We start from the raw sequence: 21,208 nt of genomic DNA, 5'->3' as shown, positions 1-21,208 counted from the left end.
GCCCGGTAAGCGCCGCGCCACCGGGCACCGCCGCGCGCACTTATCCCATCCTGTGCTCGCCCCGTAACATCGCCTCGCGGTCAAACACCCTCTGGATCTCCCCGTGCGCCATAAACGCCGCCCGGTCGGACATATGCGCAATCACGTCCGCGTCGTGGCTCACCAGCAGATAGGTCATTTCGTGCTCGGCCTTCAGGCGGTTAAGCAGGTTCAGGATTTCCGCCTGTACCGACATGTCCAGCGCCGAGGTCGGTTCATCCAGCAGCAGAAGCCGCGGACGCAGCAGCAGCGCGCGGGCAATGGCAACGCGCTGTCGCTGGCCGCCGGAAAGCTGGTGCGGGTAGCGCTTGCCCGCGTCGGCGGAAAGCCCCACCTGGTGCAGCGCATCTGCCACCTTTTCCGCGATATGCGTTTCGCCGTGGATGCTTAACGGCTCCGACAGGGTGCGCGCAATGGTGTGGTTCGGGTGCAGCGAGGCCCACGGATCCTGAAACACCATCTGCACGTTGCGGCGAAGCTCGCCTTCAAAACGCCGTCCTGGCCGTAGCGCATCTCCCAGTATAGAAATGCGACCGTTCCACTCGCGCTGCAGCCCCGCCAGCACGCGCAAAATAGTCGATTTCCCGCAGCCGGATTCACCTATCAGGCTGAAGGTTTCACCTTTCTCGATGGTAAAGCTGGCGGCGGACACCGCCGTTTTATCCCCGAAGCTTACCTGGAGATCCTTAACTTCAACGAGCGCCATTATCGGTCTCCTTCCAGGGCTGCGAACGGTCCAGCGTCGGCAGCATCTGGCCGAAGGTGTTGGCGTCTGGACGACAGGTCCACAGGGTGCGCGTATACGGGTGCGTCGCCTGCGGGAGCTGGCTTGCCGCCATTTCATCCACCTTTTCGCCCTGATACATCACCAGCACGCGGTCGCAGTGTTCCGCCACCAGAGGCAGATCGTGGCTGATTAACAGCATCGCCATCTGGCGTTCTTCGCTCTGCTGCACCAGCAGCTCGAGGATCTGGCTACGCAGGCGGGCGTCCAGCGCGGAGGTCGGTTCGTCGGCAATCAGCACCTGCGGGTTGTTGATCAGCGCAATCGCAATCATCACCCGCTGGCCCATTCCCCCGGAGAGTTCGCCGGGATAACGTGACAGCACGTTCTCGTTCAGCCCGACGGCGCGGATGATGTCATGAATGCGTGCCTGGCGCTCGGCGCGGGGCAGGCGCTGATGCAGGGTCAGCGCCTCATCAAGCTGAGCAGCGACGTTTTTCGCCGGATTTAGCGCGTAGCGCGGGTCCTGCAGGACCATCGCAATCCCGTTGCCGCGCAGCGCCTGCCAGCGGCGGGTGCTCAGGGTCAGCAGGTCGTTGCCGAGCACGTTAAGCCGGCTGGCGCTCACGATGCCGGGCTTACGCACCAGCCCCATCAGGGCGCGGGCGGACATCGACTTGCCCGAGCCGGATTCCCCCACCAGCGCCAGCCGCTCGTTGCCAAGCGTAAAGCTCAGGTTGTTGACCACGCGTGCGGCGGGGTAGTCGATATTTAGCGCATCGACGATGACGCGGGGTTCAGTCATGCTGTGGCTCCAGTACGTCGCGCAGGCCATCGCCCAGCAGGTTAAAGGCCAGGCTGGCAAACAGAATCGCCCCGCCCGGAATGGCGGCAATCCACCACTGGTCGAAAATGACCTGCATGCCGTCGGCGATCATCGCGCCCCATTCGGCCATTGGAGGGCGTGCGCCAAGACCGAGGAAGCCCAGCCCGGCAGCCGCCAGAATAATCCCCGCCAGATCCAGCGCCAGCCGTACAATCGCGGACGGCAGGCACAGGGGCAGAATATGGCCGACCAGCAGGCGCAGGCCGCGAATGCCCATCATTTCGGCTGCGGCGAGGTAGTCGCTGTGGCGCAGACGCTGAATTTCACTCCGCGCCTGCCGCGCGTAGGCGGGCCAGGTGGTTAAGGCCAGCGCCAGCGCGCCGTTGACCAGACCCGGGCCGAGCATCGCCACAAAGGCGAAGGCGAGGATTAGGCGCGGCATCGACATCACCACGTCGGTGAAGCGCATCAGAATGCGCTCCATCCAGCCGCCATAGTAGCCGGACAAAATCCCCACCAGCAGCCCGGCGGGCAGGGTTATAACGGTAACCATGGCCACCAGCCCGAGCGCCGGACGGGTGCCGTAAATCAGGCGCGAGAGCAGGTCGCGCCCGTAGCTGTCGGTGCCCAGCCAGTGCTGGCCGTTCGGTGCCTGCAGGCGCGCGGCGGCGTCCTGCCAGTTTGGATCAACCGGTGCCAGCCAGGGGGCGAACAGGGCAATAAACACCAGCAGCGCAATGGCAACCAGCCCGCAAAACGCGGCAGGGGAGCGGCGCAGGCGGCGTAAGAAAAGATAAAACGGCATCAGCGCACCCTGGGATCGGTCGCCCGCACAAGCAGGTCGGTAAGGTTATTGATCAGGACAAAGCAGACGCCGATCAGCAGCGTGCCGCCCATGACCGCGGTGGTGTCTCCGGCGAACAGGGCGGTGGTGAGGTAGCGCCCGATCCCCGGCCATGAGAAGACGGTTTCGGTCAGTACCGCGCCTTCCAGCATGCTGGTGTAGGCGAGGGCGATCACCGTCAGCAGGGTGCCACGAATGTTCGGCAGCACGTGGCGCAGCAGAATGGCCATCTCCCCGGCTCCCTTGGCGCGGGCAAGCAGGATGTACTCTTTGTTCATTTCGCTCAGGCAGGCAGAGCGCGTCAGGCGGGTGATGCTCGCCAGCGAGTAATAGGCCAGCAGCAGCACCGGCAGCACCAGGTGGCTGATGGCGTTGCGAAACGCCTCGCGGTCGCCGGAAAGCCAGGTATCTATGAGCGCAAAGCCGGTGCGCGGCTCGACGGTGAACTGCCAGATATCATCCAGCCTGCCGGGACCCGCGCTCCACTGCAGCTTCGCGTAGAACAGGGCCAGCATCAGCAGGCCGAGCCAGAAAATCGGCACCGAGTTGCCGAGCAGGGTGAGCGTTCTGATGGCTAAATCGAGCGGCGAACCGGCGTAGCGGGCGCACAGCACCCCGGCAATCACGCCGAGCACGGCGCCGATGATTAACGCCAGCGTCGCCAGCTCGAGCGTGGCGGGAAAGGCGTGCAGCAGATCCTGCAGCACCGGCTGCCCGGTGGCGCTGGCGGTGCCTAAATCACCGTGGGCAAGATTTTGCAGGTAGTGCCAGAACTGCACGGGCAGGGGACGATCCAGCCCAAGCTGGTGGCGGACCTGATCGTACGTCGACTGGCTGGCGTGATCGCCTACGATCTGCAGCACGCGATCGACCGGTGAAAACGCCGAAAGCGCAAACGTGACGAGCAGCAGCCCGAAGAGCGTGAGCAGCAGGGTCAGTAGACCCTGAAGCACGCGGGTGGAAAGATGTGGCATGGGAAATCTCTTCATGCCGGGTGGCGGCTTCGCCTTACCCGGCCTACAAAAACCGAGAACACAGGCCGGGTAAGCGCAGCGCCACCCGGCAACAAGGGCTACTTCGTGACGCGATCGTACCAGACCATATCCGCGTTCAGCCCCTGCTGATACCCCTTCACGTTATCGCGCACCACGATCTGGGTTTTGCCCTGATCGACGAACACGTACGGCGAGCTCTGCTGCAGCTGTTCCTGCATTTTCTTGTACAGTTCCAGACGCTTCGCCGGATCCGGTTCGGCAACCGCCGCCAGCGTGGCCTTGTTCAGCTCCGGGATTTTCCAGCCGTTCAGGCCGGCCACGGTGCTGGACTTCCCGTCGTTCCACGCGAAGGCGCTGGCGTTAGAGTGCGCGTCGAAGTAGTCCGGGATCCACAGACGAATCGCCGCCTGATGCTGCTTGGCGCGCACGCGGGCATAGACCTGGCTCCCGGCGGCAGGCAGCAGATCCACCTTCACGCCGCCCTGCGCAAAGCTCGCCTGCATCGACTGCGCGATGGTGATAAACGGCGGCTTGTTCTCCACGTCCAGCGTGAAGTGCGCGTCCTTAATGCCCGCTTTGGCGAGAATGGCTTTCGCTTTTGCCGGGTCAAATTTAAACGGATTGTCTTCCAGCGCGCCCGGCAGACCGACCGGCAGGAAGCTCTGGTGAACAAAGTACTGGCTTTTCAGCAGGTTTTTAGTGATGCCGTCATAATCGACCAGCCAGCGCGACGCTTCCCAGAAGGCCGGGTTATTCAGCAGCGGGTTAGCGCTGTTGCCGGTGTTAAACACCAGGTAATTCTGTTCCGCAGACGGGATGCTCAGCACCTTCACGCCCGGCTTGCCGTCCAGGGCGCTAATCTGATCTGCACCCAGATCTCGCGCCACGTCCGCATCACCCTGCTGGATCAGCAGGCGGCGCGAAGCCGGATCGGGGACGTTTTTAATGATGATGCTTTTCAGCTTCGGCGCGCCGCCGGGAGCGGAGTCGTTAGCTTCCAGCACGATGGCCTGATGCGGCTGATAGACGCGCATTTTGAACGCGCCGCTGCCCGCCGAGTGCATTTTCAGCCACGCGTTACCGAAGTCGTTATCCTTCACGTTTGCGGCGACCTGCTTTTCATCGACGATGGAGGCAATCGGCGTGGAGAGAATATTCAGCGCCACCGACGGGCTCACGTCCGCCGTCCAGCGAAGCTGGAGGGTGTGCTCGTCCACCTTTTTCAGCTGGCTGGCGATGTTGCTCGCGTCCCAGCCCAGTACGTTGAGGATAAAGGCCGGGGATTTGTTCAGCGTCACGGCGCGGGTATAAGAGAAGATCACGTCTTCCGGGCGCAGCGGGTTGCCGGAGGCGAATTTTGCATCGGGCTTAAGCTTGATGGTCAGGGTTTTTGCTGCCGCGTCCGCTTCCCAGCTTTCTGCCAGAATCGGCGTGATTTTTTCCGGATTATCGCGGTCCGGCTGCACCAGACGCTGGTACAGGCTCGGCACGGTCTGGATGCTGGAGAGCTCGTTGGCTTCGGCCGGGTCGAGGCTCACGATGTCATCCAGCCCCTGGGCAACCACCAGCGTGTTGGGCGGAGTAGCGGCGTGTGCTGCGCCTGAGAGCGCAGTCAGTACCAGTAACGGCAACAGTTTTTTCGTCATAGCGATCCCTGAGAAGAATATATTGTGATTGTTTTATGCTCCGCTACGTTAGGGCGACTGTGACATTCCACAAAGTCGAAATTCAGCTTTACTTATGCCTTCCGGGAATATCGCATGCGCTCGGGCTATTAAAACACGCTGCTTTTCGCCTGCTTTTTAACCTGCTATAACAAACTCCTTACCTTTCAGGGAGTCACCGCCGTGCCCGAAATCAATCAACATGGTCAAACCGTTAACGATATCGTTCCCGACTGGAAAGGCGCGCGCGCGTTAACCCGCACGCCGCTGTTCGGCCAGTATTGTCGCCTGGAGCCGCTGGACGCCGATCGCCACGCGGCCGATCTCTATGAGGCCTACGCGCTGGGCGACGACAGCGACTGGACGTGGCTTGCCAGCACGCAGCCCAAGAGCGTGGAAGCCACCGCGCACTGGATCATGGCGAAGGTCATGGACGATGAGCTGGTGCCGTTTGCCGTCATTGACTTACGCACCGAACGTGCGGTGGGGCTGGTGAGCTATATGGCCAACGAGCGGCTGCTGGGGTCGGTGGAGATCGGGCACGTCACCTGGTCGCGTAAAATGAAAGGATCCCGCATCGGTACTGAAACGGTGTGGCTGCTGCTGAAAAATGCGTTTGAGCACGGCTATCGGCGCCTCGAGTGGAAGTGTGATTCGATGAACGTTGCCTCACGCAGGGCGGCGGAGCGGCTGGGGTTTGTCTGGGAAGGGCGCCTGCGCCAGAAGCTGGTGCGTAAAGGGCGCAACCGCGACAGCGATATGCTTTCTATTATTGACGGCGAATGGCCGCAAAGAGACGCGGAGCTGCGCGCCTGGCTGGCGGCGGAGAATTTTGACGACGATGGGCGTCAGATAAAGCGGCTTGAGGCGTTTCGGTTATAAGTTTTTTATGTAGGGTACAGCGTAAACGCGCGGCTAATCCGCGGAAATCGCGATTTCAATCAGGTTGGTTTTTCCTGACTGTAGCCCGCGCGCTACCGCTTCGGCGATATCTGCAGCCTCGGTCACCCGGCAGCAGTGGACGCCCATGGCGGCGGCCAGCGACTGAAAATCGATATGCGGGTTCACCAGGTCCATCCCGATGAAACGCCCCAGCCGCGTTGAGCTGTAGTCAGCCTGGCTCTTCATAAAGTTTTTCAGGATGTTGTACTCCCTGTTGTTCATGACGATAAAGGTGACCGGCAGATTTTCGTGTGCCGCCGTCCAGAGCGCCTGTGGCGAGTAAAGGGAGGCTCCGTCACCTATCAGGCAGACCACCGGCTCCCGTCCGCGCCCCAGCGAATGACCCACTGAGGCAGGCATCCCCCAGCCCAGTCCGCCGCCGCGCATAAAGTAGTAGCGCTGATGCTGCTGGTCAGAGATGAACCGGCGGACATGCCTGGCGGTCGCTATCGCCTCATCAACGATGGTGGTGCCAGCCGGAATGGATCGGATGACTTCCCAGGCAGCTACCATCGGGGAGATCGCCGGGCGTAGCCGCTCGGCGGCCAGACGTTCTTCCTGCTGCTGCCACTCCTTCTCACGTTCGTCGCGAGCCGCAACCAACAGCCGCTGGTGGGCCAGCGTGCTGGCTATCAGCCGCTGCTCAAGCTTTGGCAGTAGTTCATGCAGGGACAGTTTGATATCCCCCATCACCGAGAGGCGGGTGGCATACGTGCGGCCAAGTTCGTTCATATCCGCTGAGAGCTGATACACCGCACAGGTTTCCGGAATGGCCTCGCCCTCGCTGTACAAAATGGTAATCAGGCTTCTGCCGCCGATGATAAATACGGCATCGTAGGCGTTGATGATGCTGGCGATTTCGCTGGCGGTGGTGGGCATATTGCCCCGCCAGAGCGCGTGCTGGGTGGGAAAAGGCAAATTCAGCGGCCAGGAGGAGCCGTAGACGTGGGCGCCGAGCGCTTCAGCAAGCTGGACAATCTCCTGCGTTGAGCCGCTGGAGTGAACTTCATCCCCCGCCACAATCATGATCCTTCCGGGCGTAACCTGGCTCAGCTCCGCCGCCAGTTCGTCCAGCGAGCCCGCCACGGTGTGGTAGTTCACTTTAGAGGCCGTTTGTATTCCGGCTTCGCTGAGCTCTTCCATCACGTTCATCGGCAAAGAAAGCAGCACCGGACCCGCAGGAGGGTAGCTGGCAGCGTGAAATGCCCGGCGCACCAGCACCGGGAGCTGGTCGGCGCTGGTGACCTCCTGCGCCCATTTCATGACCGGGGAGCCAATGGAGACAATGTCATCGTACAGGAGCGGGTCGCGCACGTAGTGTCGCGTATCCTGCTGTCCGACGGTGACAACCAGCGGGGTTTTCATGATCCGCGAATTAATGAGATTCCCCATCCCGTGCCCCAGACCGCTGGCGGTATGCAAATTGATAAAACCGGTCTTGCCTGAGGCTTTCGCGTAGCCGTCGGCAATAGCGACCACGCTGCTCTCCTGAAGCGCCAGAATATAGTGAATATTTTCATGGCGAAGCAGGGCATCAATGAGCGGAAGTTCGGTGGTGCCGGGGTTGCCAAAAATATATTCCACGCCTTCACTCTCCAGCACTTCAAGGAGAATGTCGGCGCCCGATCGCATATTTAAATCTGATAAGGACGTTAATGATTTAATCATAATGACACCTCATTCAGCGTTATTTAACTCATGCTAAAATTCTTCCTGCGTGGGACGAATAATTATTTCATTTACATCAACATCGCCAGGCTGTTCGATAGCAAATAATACGGCTCTGGCAATCGACTCTGCCGGAATAGCCTGCTTATAAAATTCATGCAAGAACTGTTTGCTCGGGGCATCAGAGCTACCAAACTGCAGCTCGCTTTCAACGGCGCCGGGGGAGATAAGGGTAGTCCGAACGGTTTTCCCCGCTTCCTGACGTAACCCTTCACTCAGGGCGCGGACGGCGAATTTCGTGGCGCTGTACACCACGCCGCCGGGGGCAAGGACCTTGATACCCGCCACGGAGGCAACGTTAATAAAGTGCCCGCTCCCCTGACGCTGGAACACCGGAAATGCCGCCGCGATACCGTACAGCACGCCTTTGATATTGGTATCAATCATCCGGTCCCATTCGTCGGTTTTCAACTCGCTGATGGGGGCAATCGCCATAAAGCCCGCGTTGTTGATCAGCACATCGACGCGCTGGTATGCGGCGACGGCAGCGTCAATCGCGCGCTGAACCTCCTCCTGTCGGGTCACGTCCGCCTTCACGGCAATCGCCTGGCCGCCCTGCTGAATAATGCGATCCACCAGGGCGTTAATTCTCTCCAGACGACGGGCAACCAGTACCAGAGAAAAAGGTTTATTTGCCAGGTGAAGGGCGATGGCCTCACCAATACCGCTGCTGGCACCGGTGATAACAACAACTTTGTTTGCACTATTATTCATGATCTTATCTCACTGTTGTGTGATTCAAAAAAATAAAATGCAGAGAAGGGTTAAAGAATGATGATAAATTCTTTAACCCTTTTTGAAAATATATTGTATATATCGAATTAAATAGCATTCGGTTTAAACTTAATGGAGTTTCAGGGAGAGTGTCAATAAAGTTTCAAGTAATAAAATTCATTGCCGTGCTAATATTTAATTCTTATATGTGACAGCCAATATTATGTAAAGGATTTAGTATTGAAAAATCTCTCTTTTCTTATCATGCAGGCGTAAATCCGGGGAAGGTAGATTAAGAGGCTCGCGGCCCTGCGAACAAGGCCTGAGAATTAAATTTTCCCACTGTAGAGCACGGGACCGGTGGGTTGACCGGTGGGTGATCCCCCCTCAGGTTCAAGGCTTATGGCTATCATCGCGTCAGGGGTAAGGGTGTTATTCCTGAGGGCAACATGGGTCGGTATATCACTTTGCAGCAGCCCAAGGGATATCGGGGCCTTCCCGGCAGGAATAAGCCAAAGCTGCAGGCTGTTTTGCGCCGCGACAGCGTTCGGTCTGAGAGGCGTTATGCTCAGATACTGGCGGCGGGCGTCTGTACTGACGACCCATTGTCCGTGCTGTTGGGCATCGTTGAGCACCATCAGCGGTGCGAGTTCCGGGGTACGGATGGTATACCAGGCAACGACCGACAGGGCGGCGAGGGAGGCCGCGACCATCCAGCCGAGATAAGGCCGGCTTTGGCGCAAAGGCTTTTTGGGCGGCAGATCGAGGGCGATTCTCTTCCACACCGTCTCGGGTGGGGGAACGGGTGCAAGATGACTGTCGAGCGTGCTGAACATTTCCTGCCAGTACGCGACGCGCGCTGTCAGGCGCGGCTCTGCGGCAAGTCTTTTCTGGAACTGAAGCCGCGCCCCTCCGCGCAGGGTGCCGAGGGCATATTCCGCAGCCAGCATGTCATCGCGTTTTTCGCTGTCATTCATAGGCCCACGCACTCCCGAAGATGATCCATCGCGCGGCGGATCCAGCTTTTTACCGAGCCCACGGGCTGGTGGAGCCAGTCGGCAATGTCGCTGTGGGACATGCCTTGATAGTAGGCAAGCGTAATACTCTGGCGCTGTTCATGACTCAAATGTTCCAGACAATGCCTGAGCCGTGCTGCCTGCGCGTCGTCGTGCCAGTTATTCTGCTCATCGCTTTCGCTCGACAGAATATCTTCCGAATAAGACTCTTCACGGGCTGCAGCCCGGGTTTGCCCGCTGCGCAGCCAGTCAATACAGCGGTTGCGAACAATATGCGTAAGCCAGGTCATCGGGGAGCTCAGGGTAGCGTTATAGGTTTCGGCTTTACTCCAGACGGTGACAAAACAGTCGTGAAGGATCTCTTCTGCCCAGGCGCGGTCGCGCAACATGCGCAGCGCAACGGCAAACAGGTGAGGCGATGTGAGTCGGTAAAGTTGTTCAAATGCGCGGCGATCGCCGTTAGCGATCGCCTGCATTAATTTCAACTGCTGTTCAGCCAGCGCGTTATCCATGTTTTTCCCGGAAGGCAACGTCACACTTCCGAAGTATAGACAACTACTTAGGCATCAGGACGGTATCAATCACATCGATCACGCCATTTTTCTGACGGACGTCGTAGGTGCTGATGTTCGCCACGTTACCTTTACCATCCTTGAGCTGAATATTGTGCGGGCCGTTACTCATGATCCACAGAGGCTGACCGTTTACGGTCTTAAGCTCCGCGTGACCGCCGCCCTGTTTAATTTTCTGCTCCAGCGCTTTCATATCGTAATTACCGGCGACCACGTGATAGGTCAGGATGCTGGTGAGCGTGGCTTTGTTTTCGGGTTTAACCAGGTTCTCGACCGTGCCGGCAGGCAATTTCGCAAACGCCGCATTGGTCGGGGCAAACACGGTGAATGGCCCTTTGCTCTGGAGCGTATCTACCAGCCCCGCCGCTTTGACGGCGGCCACCAGCGTAGTGTGATCTTTCGAGTTCACGGCGTTTTCAACAATATTTTTGCTCGGGAACATCGCCGCTCCGCCCACCATCACGGTGTCTGACGTCATGGCTGCTGATGCGCCTGCACAGAAGAGTATCGTGCTGGATACGAATGCAACACTGAGTAGCTTTTTCATCATTTATCCTCGGGTTAAGGAGCAAAGGCGTTGCTCACATACTCACATACGAGGGCAGGGGGGAAACTGGATGCAGGGAAATGAAAATAAATTTGTGGCGGGGAAGTGAATTCCCTCTCCCCGGTGGGGAGAGGGCAAATGACTTAGCGTCTCACCGGCGCCCCGTTCGCCACATAATATGCAGCCGTGCTCTTCGCCAGCGGCTCGCGACCGCGAATGGCGTCGGCAACCTTCTCACCAATCATAATGGTGGTGGCGTTCAGGTTGCCGGTGATGATCTGCGGCATAATCGACGCATCCACCACGCGCAGCCCCTCCAGCCCGTGAACGCGGCCTTCGCCGTCGACCACCGCCATCTCGTCGTAACCCATCTTGCAGGTGCCACAGGGGTGGAACGCGGTTTCGGCGTGGTTACGCACAAACTCGTCCAGCTGCTCGTCGGTCTGGCATTCAATACCCGGACTGATTTCACGGCCCCGGTACTTGTCCAGCGCGGGCTGGTGCATGATCTCGCGGGTGATGCGGATCGCGTCGCGGAACTCCTGCCAGTCCTGCTCGTGGGACATATAGTTAAACAGGATCGCCGGATGCTGGTGCGGATCGCGGGACTTGATGCGCACGTGTCCGCGGCTCGGTGAACGCATGGATCCGACGTGGCACTGGAAGCCGTGCTCTTTCACCGCGTTCGAGCCGTTGTAGTTAATCGCCACCGGCAGGAAGTGGTACTGAATGTTCGGCCACTCAAACTCCTCGCGGCTGCGGATAAACCCGCCCGCTTCGAAGTGGTTGCTCGCGCCCACGCCGGTGCCGCCAAACAGCCACTCGGCGCCAATCTTCGGCTGGTTCCACCACTGCAGGGCAGGGTAGAGGGAGACCGGCTCTTTGCATTCGTACTGGAGGTACATCTCCAGGTGATCCTGCAGGTTTTCGCCCACGCCGGGCAGATCGTGTACCAGCGGGATATCGAACTGCTTCAGCAGGTCAGCATTGCCCACGCCGGAGCGCTGGAGGATCTGCGGGGAGGCAATCGCCCCGGCGCTCAGCAGCACTTCTTTCTTCGCCGTTGCTTTAGATGGAATAGTGCTTTCACCCTCCAGCCACTCGACGCCCACCGCGCGCTTGCCCTCAAAGAGGATACGGTCTGTCATTGCGTGGGTGCGGATGGTCAGGTTCGGACGCGGTTTCGCCTGATCCAGATAGCCGCGCGCGGTGCTGGCGCGTCGGCCCTGCGGCGTGACCGTGCGGTCCATCGGGCCGAACCCTTCCTGCTGATAGCCGTTGAGATCGTCGGTGCGCGGATAGCCCGCCTGCACGCCCGCCTCCACCATCGCCTCAAACAGCGGGTTCACGCCCGGTTTCGAGGTGGTGACGCTCACCGGACCGTCGCCGCCGTGGTAGTCGTTCGGCCCCACGTCGCGCGTCTCGGCCTTGCGGTAGTAGGGCAGGCAGTTGAGGTAGCTCCAGTGCTCCAGACCCGGCTCTTTTGCCCAGTGGTCGAGGTCCATCGCGTTACCGCGGATGTAGCACATGCCGTTGATCAGCGACGAGCCGCCCAGCCCTTTGCCGCGTCCGCACTCCATGCGCCGGTTGTTCATGTACGGCTCTGGTTCGGTTTCATACGCCCAGTTGTAGCGCTTGCCCTGCAGCGGGAACGCCAGCGCGGCGGGCATCTGGGTGCGGAAGTCAAAGCGGTAGTCCGGCCCGCCCGCTTCAAGCAGCAGGACGGTGGTGTTCGGATCTTCAGTCAGTCGCGTTGCCAGCACGTTGCCGGCAGAGCCGGCCCCGATAATGATGTAGTCAAATTGCAAATAAACCTCCCGGTTAAAATATGGACTGGAATTTACCCATCTCAACCTGGATGGACTTCACCTGGGTGTAGCTCTGGAGCGTCATGACGCCGTTCTCGCGGCCAATGCCGGAGTGCTTGTAGCCGCCAACCGGCATTTCGGCGGCGGATTCACCCCAGGTGTTGATCCAGCAGATGCCCGCTTCGAGCTGATGAATGGCGCCGTGGGCGCGGTTCAGGTCGGCCGTGACGATGCCTGCAGCCAGCCCGTAATCGGTGTCGTTGGCGCGGCGAATGGCTTCTTCGTCGGTGTCATAGGTGAGGATGGACATCACCGGGCCGAAGATCTCTTCGCGCACGATGGTCATCTCGTCGGTGCAGTCGGTGAACACGGTCGGGGCCACCCACGCGCCGTTATCGAAGCCTTCGCCCTTCAGCACGTCGCCGCCGCACAGCACGCGCGCGCCTTCCTCTTTGCCTTTGGCGATGTAGCGCATCACGCTGTCGCGGTGCGGGAAGCTGACCATCGGACCAAAGTTGGTGCGTTCATCGAACAGATCGCCCGCGCGGATGCGGCCCACGCGCTCAACGATTTTCTGCTCAAACGCGGCTTTGAACTTAGCCGGAACAAACACGCGGGTGCCGTTGGTACACACCTGGCCGGAGCTGAAGAAGTTCGCCATCATGGCGATGTCCGCCGCGAGATCCAGATCCGCGTCGTCAAAAATAATCAGCGGAGATTTGCCGCCCAGCTCCATCGTCACCTCTTTCAGGGACGAGGCCGCCGAGTTGGCCATCACCTTTTTGCCGCTGGCGACGCCGCCGGTGAAGGAAACTTTGGCGATGCCCGGATGCTCGGTCAGATACTGGCCGGTCTCCGCGCCCACGCCCGGCAGGACGTTAAACACGCCGTCCGGCAGGCCCGCTTCGGTGTAGATTTCGGCAAGCTTCAGGGCGGTGAGCGGCGTCACTTCGCTTGGCTTGAAGATCATTGCGTTGCCCGCCGCCAGCGCCGGGGCCGATTTCCACAGGGCGATCTGGATCGGGTAGTTCCACGCTCCGATGCCCGCCACCACGCCCAGCGGCTCGCGACGGGTGTAGACGAACGAAGTGTCGCGCAGCGGGATCTGGCTGCCTTCCAGCGCCGGGATCAGCCCTGCGTAGTACTCCAGCACGTCCGCACCGGTGACGATATCCACGGTTGAGGTTTCGGAATACGCTTTACCGGTGTCGAGGGTTTCCAGCTTTGCCAGATCGTCGTTGCGCTCGCGCAGGATGTCGACGGCGCGACGCAGGATGCGAGAGCGCTCCATGGCGGTCATCGCCGCCCAGACTTTTTGCCCGCGCGTTGCGCTCTCTACGGCGCGATCGACGTCTTCGCGCCCGGCGGCCTGTACGGTCGCCAGGACTTCACCGTTGCCCGGGTTGATGGTCTCGAAGGTGCGACCGCTGGTGGCCGATGTATAACCACCATTGATATAAAGCTGCTGTTCTGCCATTCGGGACATAAATTCTCCTCGGTTATTCGGTCGGTAAATGCTGGCTGATAAAGTGGCTGGTGAGCGACTGGGCCAGGGTCTTATCCAGCGGCTTGCCGCTCAGCGCAGCGCGCAGCCACAGTCCGTCGATCAGGGCCGCCAGGCCGTAGCCCGCCTCTTCGGCCTGTTCGCGCGGCAGTTCGCGTCGGAACTCGTACACCAGGTTTGACAATAAACGGCGGCTGCTCACCTGCTGCAGGCGGTAGAGCATCGGCTGGTGCATGCTGCTCGCCCAGAAGGCCAGCCAGGCCTTCATTGCCGCGCCGCTGGTCTGGGTTTCATCAAAATTGCCGCCGACAATCGCCTGCAGGCGCTGCTCCGCGCTGCCGTCCGGCAGGGCGCGTAAGCGGCTTAATACCGCATCGCGAAGCTGACCGGTGATGTCGCGCATGGTTGCTTCCAGCAGACCGTTTTTGTCTTTGAAGTAGTGACTGATGATCCCCGTGGAAACGCCCGCCCGACGGGCGATCTGCGCGATCGTCGCGTCATGCATTCCCACTTCATTTATTGCTTCCAGCGTGGCGTCGATAAGCTGCCTGCGCCGGATCGGCTGCATCCCCACTTTGGGCATTTTTGCCACTCCATTCATCAGCGTTGGTTAACCATTAAAGCGGTTTTTGATTGGACGTTCAATATAAAATGTGTCTTAATTGTTGCGGATTTGGATTTTAATAGTTACAAAAACAGTGAGGATACTGGATGACAGACCTTTCACAGGACAGAGAAAAAGACAAAATCAACCCGGTCGTTTTTTATACGTCCGCCGGGCTGATTTTGTTGTTTTCCCTGACAACGATCTTCTTTCGTGATTTTTCCGCCGAGTGGATTGGGCGCACCCTGAACTGGGTGTCGAAGACCTTCGGCTGGTACTACCTGCTGGCGGCGACCCTCTATATCGTCTTTGTGGTCTGTATTGCCTGCTCGCGCTTCGGCTCCGTTAAGCTCGGTCCCGAGCAGTCCAAGCCCGAGTTCAGCCTGCTGAGCTGGGCCGCGATGCTGTTTGCCGCGGGCATCGGCATCGACCTGATGTTCTTCTCCGTCGCGGAACCGGTCACGCAGTATATGCAGCCCCCGGAAGGGGCAGGGCAGACGATGGAGGCCGCGCGCCAGGCGATGGTCTGGACGCTTTTCCACTATGGCCTGACCGGCTGGTCAATGTACGCCCTGATGGGAATGGCGCTGGGATACTTTAGCTATCGTTATAATTTGCCCCTCACCATCCGCTCCGCGCTGTACCCGATTTTCGGTAAAAAGATAAACGGCCCGATTGGCCACACGGTGGATATCGCGGCGGTGATCGGCACCATCTTCGGCATCGCGACAACGCTCGGGATTGGCGTGGTGCAGCTCAACTACGGGCTGAGCGTGCTGTTTGATATTCCGGATTCGATGGCGGCGAAGGCGGCGCTGATTGCGCTCTCCGTCATTATCGCCACCATTTCGGTGACGTCGGGCGTGGACAAGGGTATCCGCGTGCTCTCCGAGCTGAACGTGGCGCTGGCGCTGGGCCTGATCCTGTTCGTGCTGTTTATGGGCGACACTTCGTTCCTGCTCAATGCCTTAGTGCTGAACGTGGGCGACTACGTGAACCGCTTTATGGGCATGACGCTGAACAGCTTCGCCTTTGACCGCCCGGTAGAGTGGATGAACAACTGGACGCTGTTCTTCTGGGCGTGGTGGGTGGCGTGGTCGCCGTTTGTCGGCCTGTTCCTGGCGCGTATTTCACGTGGCCGCACCATCCGCCAGTTTGTGATGGGCACGCTGATTATCCCGTTCACCTTTACGCTGTTGTGGCTGTCGGTGTTCGGCAACAGCGCGCTGCACGAGATCATCCACGGCAATGCAACTTTTGCGCAGGAAGCGATGGCACACCCGGAGCGCGGCTTCTACAGCCTGCTGGCGCAGTACCCGGCGTTTACCTTTAGCGCCTCCGTGGCGACCATTACCGGCCTGCTGTTTTACGTCACCTCGGCGGATTCCGGCGCGCTGGTGCTGGGCAACTTCACCTCGAAGCTGAAGGACATCAACAGCGACGCGCCGAACTGGCTGCGCATCTTCTGGTCCGTCGCCATTGGCCTGCTGACGCTCGGTATGCTGATGACCAACGGTATTTCGGCGCTGCAGAACACCACGGTGATCATGGGCCTGCCGTTCAGCTTCGTCATCTTCTTCGTGATGGCAGGGCTGTATAAATCGCTCAAGGTGGAAGACTACCGCCGCGTCAGCGCCAGCCGCGACACCGCGCCGCGTCCGATGGGCGCGCAGGACAGGTTGAGCTGGAAGAAACGTCTGTCGCGCCTGATGAACTACCCGGGCACGCGCTACACCAAACAGATGATGGAGACGGTCTGCTTCCCGGCGATGGAAGAGGTGGCGCAGGAGCTGAAGCTGCGTGGCGCCTACGTGGAGCTGAAAAATCTGCCGCCGGAGGAGGGCGAGACCCTGGGGCACCTGGATCTGCTGGTGCACATGGGCGACGAACAGAACTTTGTTTACCAGATCTGGCCGCAGCAGTATTCGGTGCCTGGCTTTACCTACCGGGCGCGCAGCGGGAAGTCGACCTACTACCGGCTGGAAACCTTCCTGCTGGAAGGGAGCCAGGGGAATGATTTGATGGACTACAGCAAGGAGCAGGTGATTACGGATATTCTGGACCAGTATGAACGGCACCTGAACTTTATCCATCTGCACAGGGAAGCGCCGGGGAATAGCGTGATGTTCCCGGATGTTTGATCCTTGAACTGAAGAACGTACAAAGGCATCGCCGTTGCCCTCATGCCGGGTGGCGGCGATGCCTTACCCGGCCTACAAAACCGGTTTACCGTAGGCCTGATAAGCGAAGCGCCATCAGGCTTTTAGCAGCGTCCACAGGTTCCCATCATTATGCTGCCAGACGAGGGTGAAGCGTTTACCCTCAGGATATTCTCCAGCCGGGCGCGAAAGCGCCAGTGTGATTGTTTTTTCCGTTACCTCTGTGACTCTCGCCCACTCAAAACCCATGAAAACTTTCACCCGCAGGTAGAGCGCCTTAAACAGACTCTCTTTTGCGCTAAACGCCAGCGTCAATGCCAGCGCATAGGGGTAGTCCGAGCGCGTCAGGCACGTCGCTTCCTGTGCATCAATGATGCCGTCCTGGATTTCTCGGGCTTCACGGTCGGGAAGAATGGCTTCGCAATCAATACCCACAAGCGCATCTGGATTACGGACGACAACGGCCATCGCCTGCGTGCCGCAGTGGGTAATGCTGCCCGAAACCTCTTCCGGCCAGAGCGGTTCGCCGCTGGGGCCGATGCCGGGAATTGCGCGTTCATTTATCGCACTGAGCGCATGCGCGGCGGCGATGCGGCCCGCCAGATGTTCGGCTTTGCGTTTGCGCCCGGCGTTTGAAAGCTCGGCGTGGTGGGGGAGCCAGAGGAGATCGGCGTCGGTGAAGGTGGTTGGGTCGAAGGTGACGTGGTGAACGGTGTGGTCGGCGTGAATGAACGTGGTGTGGGTTGTGTACATGTTTTCCCCTCTATCAACGAATAGTGCGGCCTGATGCCCTCACCCCGGCCCTCTCCCTCTCCCACGGGGAGAGGGAGCAAAAACTAAAAACGGCAACGGGGTTGCCGTTTTGCTTTCACCTCGCCCTCACCCCGGCCCTCTCCCACAGGGAGAGGGAGGCGTTGTTGCCTTTATCAGAAACGCGTATTCACGCTCATATACCACGTGCGGCCTGGCTCATTATAGGTATAAGCCCCCGCGCCGTACATATACGCCCCGGTGGTGGCGTTCCCGGTTGTCTGGGCATTACCCGCACGCCACTGGCGTTTGTCGAAGACGTTATCCACGCCGCCGGTCAGGCTGACGTTTTTGGTCATGTCCCATGTCGCGCTCAGGCCAACGATGCTGTACGGGCTGACTTCGTCTTTTTCAGACCCGGTCACCGGCTGACCTTTATAGTTGTACTTCTTCGGCTGCTGCTTGCCGTACCACGTAAAGGTCGACTGGAGCGACACGTCCTGATGTACCTGCCAGCTCAGGGTTGAGTTCAGCGTGTACTCCGGAATGATCGACAGACGGTCGCCGGTCTCCTTGTTCTTGCTCTGCAGCATATAGGTGATGTTATTGGTCCAGTTGATCGTGTCGCTGACCGGCACGTTCAGAGAGCCTTCCAGCCCTTCGACGACCGCCTTAGGCACGTTTTCCCACTGGTAGATATCGGTCTGCACTTTACCGGAAGAGGTGTGACCAATCGGCGCGTAGCCCGCTTCGATCTTGTCGCGGTAGTCGTTGCGGAACCAGGTCACGCCCGCCAGCCAGCCGTCGCGTTTCCACTCCAGACCAATCTCTTTGTTGATGCTGGTTTCCGCTTTCAGGTCGTCGTTGCCCATCATGTAGCAGCCTACGCCGTCACCGCTGGCGTAGCAGCCCTGGCCTTTGCTGTACAACAGGTAGTTCGGGTTGGTCTGGTACAGGCTCGGCGCTTTATAGGCGCGTGCGATCCCCATCTTCAGCGTGAAGTCATCCCCCAGACCCTGCGACAGGTTCAGGGACGGGCTCCAGTTGTTGCCGACGATGGTGTGGTGGTCGAAGCGCAGGGCAGGGGTCAGCATGGTGCTGTCGGTCAGCTCCATGTTGTTTTCAGCGAACAGGGAGAAAATCTCCGCTGAGGTGTACGGGCTACGATCGTTACTCATGCCCGGAATGGTGCCGCCCTGCTGGGTTTGCGTAAAGGAGGTTGAGTCCTTCATGCGCTGCTGGTTCCACTCGGTTCCCAGCGTCAGGTTCTGGTTGACGAGGAAATCAATCGGCAGGTTGATTTCGCTGTGCAGCATCACGTCGGCCAGATCGGTGTCGGTGAATTTATTACTGTTGAACAGCCCTTCCAGACCGCCCGCCAGCCCTTCGCCCAGACGGGAGTTGCGGGTGTGCTCGTACTGCGCCCAGCTGCTGGTGGTGATGCCGTTATCCCAGCCGCCGTTCCAGGTGACCGCGAAGTTCTGGCGATAGATACGGTTGGTCTCTTTGCCGTAGTTCTTTTTCACCAGGCCGCTGGAGCTGTTGTCGTTGTTGGTGTTCTGGGTATCGCCCGCGTAGAGGTTGTTCTGGCGGCTGTAGCCTGCTTCGAACTCCAGGGACTGCATCGGCGCAAAGTCCCAGCGCACCACGCCGTTGATGTCTTTATTTTCCACACCCTCACGGCCCGCCGGCAGCGTGTCGGCGTAGGCACCGGTACGGTCAGACTGATGGCCCTGGTTAATGTCCCACGCGTCGGCCTGGGTTTTGTCCAGGTTACCGAACATGCGGAAGCTGAAGTCGCCGCCCAGCGGGCCGCTCAGACTGAAGTTAGTGCGTTTGGTGGAACCTTCATCCTTGTGCTCAGGCGCGTTCAGGTAGGTGTTCCAGGAGCCGTGCCACTGGTCGTCGAATTTTTTGGTGATGATGTTTACCACGCCGCCAGCCGCACCGTTGCCGTAGCGCGCGGCCGCCGGACCACGGATCACTTCGATGCGCTCGATCATCTCCGGCGGCACCCAGCCGGTATCGCCGCGGGTGTCACGTTCGCCGCGCCAGCCCAGACGAATAGAGTTGCGGCTGGTGACCGGCTTACCGTCGATCAGGATCAGCGTGTTTTCCGGCCCCATGCCGCGAATGTCAATCTGACGGTTGTTTCCGCGCTGGCCGCTGGTGGAGTTCCCGGTCAGGTTAACGCCCGGCATCGTGCGGATGATTTCCGCTACATCGCGCGCGGGCGGGTTTTTGCGAATTTCATCGGCGGTGATGGTCGATACCCCCGGCGCCTGCAGATTCTGCTCGGCGGCGGTGATCACCATCGTGTCTTCGTGCTGCGCAGAGGCGGTGTTGTCGTCTGCCAGAGCGGGCAGCGCGACGCCGTAAATCCCTAAATTGACCAGCAAGGCCAGAGAGTGAATCTTCTTATTCATTGTACGTCCTGCTTTTGTGGTTGTTTTATGAGCGCTTCCCACGGCGCGGGCACTACGCTATTGCAAATGCAAATAGTTATCAATAATATTATCAATAAAATTTGCTCTGAAACAAAAAAGATTGTTAAACATGAGGTTATAAGGGTGACGGCGTTAACAACGGGAAGTGAAGCGTGGTGGCGGTCGAAAAACGGGCCTGAATGGAAGCCGGAAAAGGAAAAATATCGCGTCACGTTCTGGTGGCGTGACCCGGCAGGAACGCAAAGAACGTCTCCGATCAAACGCGTCTGGCTCTACGTCACCGGCGTGACCGATCACCACCAAAATGCCCGCCCGCAGTCTCTCGAACGCATTCCCGATACCGACGTCTGGCAGTGGCAGGGTGAGTTCAGCCCCGAGTGGCGCGGGAGCTACTGTTTTATCCCATCCGTGAATGAAAACGATTTTGCCAGCATAGTGTTTGAAGGCGAGCAGCCGGAGCGCATGGCGCTGCGCGAAGGGTGGCGCAAGCTGCTGCCGCACGCGGTTTCCGACCCGCTGAATCCGCAAAGCTGGCGCGGCGGTCGCGGTCATGCCGTCTCCGCGCTGGAGATGCCGGACGCGCCCGTTCAGCCGGGCTGGAATCATCCCGATACGCCGTATCAGCCGCCGGTCTGCATTGAGTGGGAAAGCGCGCGTCTGAAAAATCGCCGTCGCGTCTGGATTTTCACCACCGGGGAGCATAGCCCGGAACGCCCGCTGGCGGTGCTGCTCGACGGGCAGTTCTGGGCCGAAAGCATGCCGATCTGGCCCGCGCTGGCGTCGCTCACCGCCGAGCGCAAATTACCGCCTGCTGTCTACGTCTTAATCGATGTTATCGACATGGAGCATCGCAACCGCGAGCTGCCGTGCAATCCCGATATCTGGCTGGCGGTGCAGGAAGAACTGCTCCCCCTTGTCCAAAAACGCGTGCCGTTTAGCGACCGTGCCGATCGTACGGTAGTGGCTGGCCAGAGCTTTGGCGGTCTCGCGTCTCTGTATGCTGGCCTGAACTGGCCGCAGCGTTTTGGCTGCGTGCTCAGCCAGTCCGGCTCTTACTGGTGGCCGCACCGCGGCGGGCAGCAGGACGGGCTGTTAATCGAACAACTTAAAGCCGGTGAAATATCCCCACGCGGGCTACGCATCTTTCTTGAAGCCGGGCGCAACGAGCCGCTCATCTTCCGCGCGAATCAGGCGATTTACGCCGAACTGCACACACACCAACCGGTTATCTGGCGTCAGGTTGACGGCGGACACGATGCGCTTTGCTGGCGCGGTGGGCTGACGCAGGGGCTGATGACCCTCTGGCAGCCGCTTATTCACTAACG

At 59.5% G+C, this 21,208-nt stretch carries 18 protein-coding genes; 3 read left to right on the top strand and 15 right to left on the bottom strand.

Annotated elements, in window-relative coordinates; genetic code table 11:
* Positions 1 to 40 precede the first annotated feature (40 nt).
* From RVY89_RS13210 to RVY89_RS13190, 5 genes are all read right to left on the bottom strand, one after another.
* Positions 41 to 745: an ABC transporter ATP-binding protein gene (locus RVY89_RS13210; protein WP_484825568.1), complete on the bottom strand. Its 705-nt coding sequence runs from the start codon at positions 743 to 745 to the stop codon at positions 41 to 43.
* Complete coding sequence (locus RVY89_RS13205; RefSeq protein WP_484825567.1) at positions 732 to 1,568, bottom strand: ABC transporter ATP-binding protein; 837 nt, start codon at positions 1,566 to 1,568, stop codon at positions 732 to 734. Before RVY89_RS13205 ends, RVY89_RS13210 begins: the two co-directional genes overlap by 14 nt.
* Positions 1,561 to 2,394 carry an ABC transporter permease gene (locus tag RVY89_RS13200; RefSeq protein WP_484825566.1) on the bottom strand — a complete coding sequence of 278 codons (834 nt, stop codon included), beginning with the start codon at positions 2,392 to 2,394 and terminating at the stop codon, positions 1,561 to 1,563. Before RVY89_RS13200 ends, RVY89_RS13205 begins: the two co-directional genes overlap by 8 nt.
* Positions 2,394 to 3,407, bottom strand: a complete 1,014-nt coding sequence (locus RVY89_RS13195; protein ID WP_484825565.1) for an ABC transporter permease — start codon at positions 3,405 to 3,407, stop codon at positions 2,394 to 2,396. The genes RVY89_RS13200 and RVY89_RS13195 overlap by 1 nt, the downstream gene beginning before the upstream one ends.
* A 98-nt stretch (positions 3,408 to 3,505) precedes the next feature.
* On the bottom strand, positions 3,506 to 5,074 hold the full coding sequence (locus RVY89_RS13190) for an ABC transporter substrate-binding protein (RefSeq protein WP_484825564.1): 1,569 nt from the start codon (positions 5,072 to 5,074) through the stop codon (positions 3,506 to 3,508).
* 201 nt (positions 5,075 to 5,275) lie between these two features.
* On the opposite strand from RVY89_RS13190, the gene RVY89_RS13185 reads away from it, so the two are divergent.
* The gene (locus RVY89_RS13185) at positions 5,276 to 5,974 is read left to right on the top strand and encodes a GNAT family N-acetyltransferase (protein ID WP_484825563.1); all 699 of its coding nucleotides are present in this window, start codon (positions 5,276 to 5,278) and stop codon (positions 5,972 to 5,974) included.
* 33 nt (positions 5,975 to 6,007) lie between these two features.
* On the opposite strand, the gene RVY89_RS13180 is transcribed toward RVY89_RS13185, so the two are convergent.
* The 8 genes from RVY89_RS13180 to betI all read right to left on the bottom strand — a co-directional run bounded on the left by RVY89_RS13180 (position 6,008) and on the right by betI (position 14,506).
* A complete protein-coding gene (locus tag RVY89_RS13180; RefSeq protein WP_484825562.1) occupies positions 6,008 to 7,702 on the bottom strand; it encodes a thiamine pyrophosphate-binding protein in 1,695 nt (564 codons plus the stop codon).
* A 33-nt stretch (positions 7,703 to 7,735) separates the two neighbouring features.
* Positions 7,736 to 8,476: an SDR family oxidoreductase gene (locus RVY89_RS13175; protein ID WP_484825561.1), complete on the bottom strand. Its 741-nt coding sequence runs from the start codon at positions 8,474 to 8,476 to the stop codon at positions 7,736 to 7,738.
* Between the two features lie 329 nt (positions 8,477 to 8,805).
* Positions 8,806 to 9,453 (bottom strand): anti-sigma factor, encoded by a 648-nt coding sequence (locus tag RVY89_RS13170; protein WP_484827938.1) that lies wholly within the window; start codon positions 9,451 to 9,453, stop codon positions 8,806 to 8,808.
* Complete coding sequence (locus RVY89_RS13165; protein ID WP_484825560.1) at positions 9,450 to 10,004, bottom strand: RNA polymerase sigma factor; 555 nt, start codon at positions 10,002 to 10,004, stop codon at positions 9,450 to 9,452. The genes RVY89_RS13170 and RVY89_RS13165 overlap by 4 nt, the downstream gene beginning before the upstream one ends.
* Before the next feature lie 43 nt (positions 10,005 to 10,047).
* Positions 10,048 to 10,611 carry a fasciclin domain-containing protein gene (locus tag RVY89_RS13160; protein ID WP_484827937.1) on the bottom strand — a complete coding sequence of 188 codons (564 nt, stop codon included), beginning with the start codon at positions 10,609 to 10,611 and terminating at the stop codon, positions 10,048 to 10,050.
* A gap of 143 nt (positions 10,612 to 10,754) precedes the next feature.
* Positions 10,755 to 12,419 carry a choline dehydrogenase gene (gene betA / locus RVY89_RS13155; protein WP_484825559.1) on the bottom strand — a complete coding sequence of 555 codons (1,665 nt, stop codon included), beginning with the start codon at positions 12,417 to 12,419 and terminating at the stop codon, positions 10,755 to 10,757.
* A gap of 13 nt (positions 12,420 to 12,432) precedes the next feature.
* Complete coding sequence (gene betB, locus RVY89_RS13150) at positions 12,433 to 13,905, bottom strand: betaine-aldehyde dehydrogenase (RefSeq protein WP_484825558.1); 1,473 nt, start codon at positions 13,903 to 13,905, stop codon at positions 12,433 to 12,435.
* Between the two features lie 13 nt (positions 13,906 to 13,918).
* The gene (gene betI, locus RVY89_RS13145; protein WP_032662864.1) at positions 13,919 to 14,506 is read right to left on the bottom strand and encodes a transcriptional regulator BetI; all 588 of its coding nucleotides are present in this window, start codon (positions 14,504 to 14,506) and stop codon (positions 13,919 to 13,921) included.
* A gap of 128 nt (positions 14,507 to 14,634) precedes the next feature.
* Here betI and betT point away from each other — a divergent pair, with 128 nt between their 5' ends.
* Positions 14,635 to 16,668 carry a choline BCCT transporter BetT gene (gene betT, locus RVY89_RS13140; RefSeq protein ID WP_484825557.1) on the top strand — a complete coding sequence of 678 codons (2,034 nt, stop codon included), beginning with the start codon at positions 14,635 to 14,637 and terminating at the stop codon, positions 16,666 to 16,668.
* 114 nt (positions 16,669 to 16,782) lie between these two features.
* Here betT and entD read toward each other — a convergent pair whose 3' ends face one another.
* The gene (entD, locus tag RVY89_RS13135; protein WP_484825556.1) at positions 16,783 to 17,439 is read right to left on the bottom strand and encodes an enterobactin synthase subunit EntD; all 657 of its coding nucleotides are present in this window, start codon (positions 17,437 to 17,439) and stop codon (positions 16,783 to 16,785) included.
* A gap of 173 nt (positions 17,440 to 17,612) precedes the next feature.
* Positions 17,613 to 19,862, bottom strand: a complete 2,250-nt coding sequence (locus RVY89_RS13130) for a TonB-dependent siderophore receptor (RefSeq protein WP_484825555.1) — start codon at positions 19,860 to 19,862, stop codon at positions 17,613 to 17,615.
* A 144-nt stretch (positions 19,863 to 20,006) separates the two neighbouring features.
* Between RVY89_RS13130 and fes the strand changes: the two genes are divergently transcribed.
* The gene (gene fes / locus RVY89_RS13125) at positions 20,007 to 21,206 is read left to right on the top strand and encodes an enterochelin esterase (protein ID WP_484825554.1); all 1,200 of its coding nucleotides are present in this window, start codon (positions 20,007 to 20,009) and stop codon (positions 21,204 to 21,206) included.
* Positions 21,207 to 21,208: the final 2 nt, after the last annotated feature.

Source organism: Enterobacter sp. 3U4 (assembly GCF_057224565.1).
This window is presented reverse-complemented; position numbering and strand designations above follow the sequence as displayed.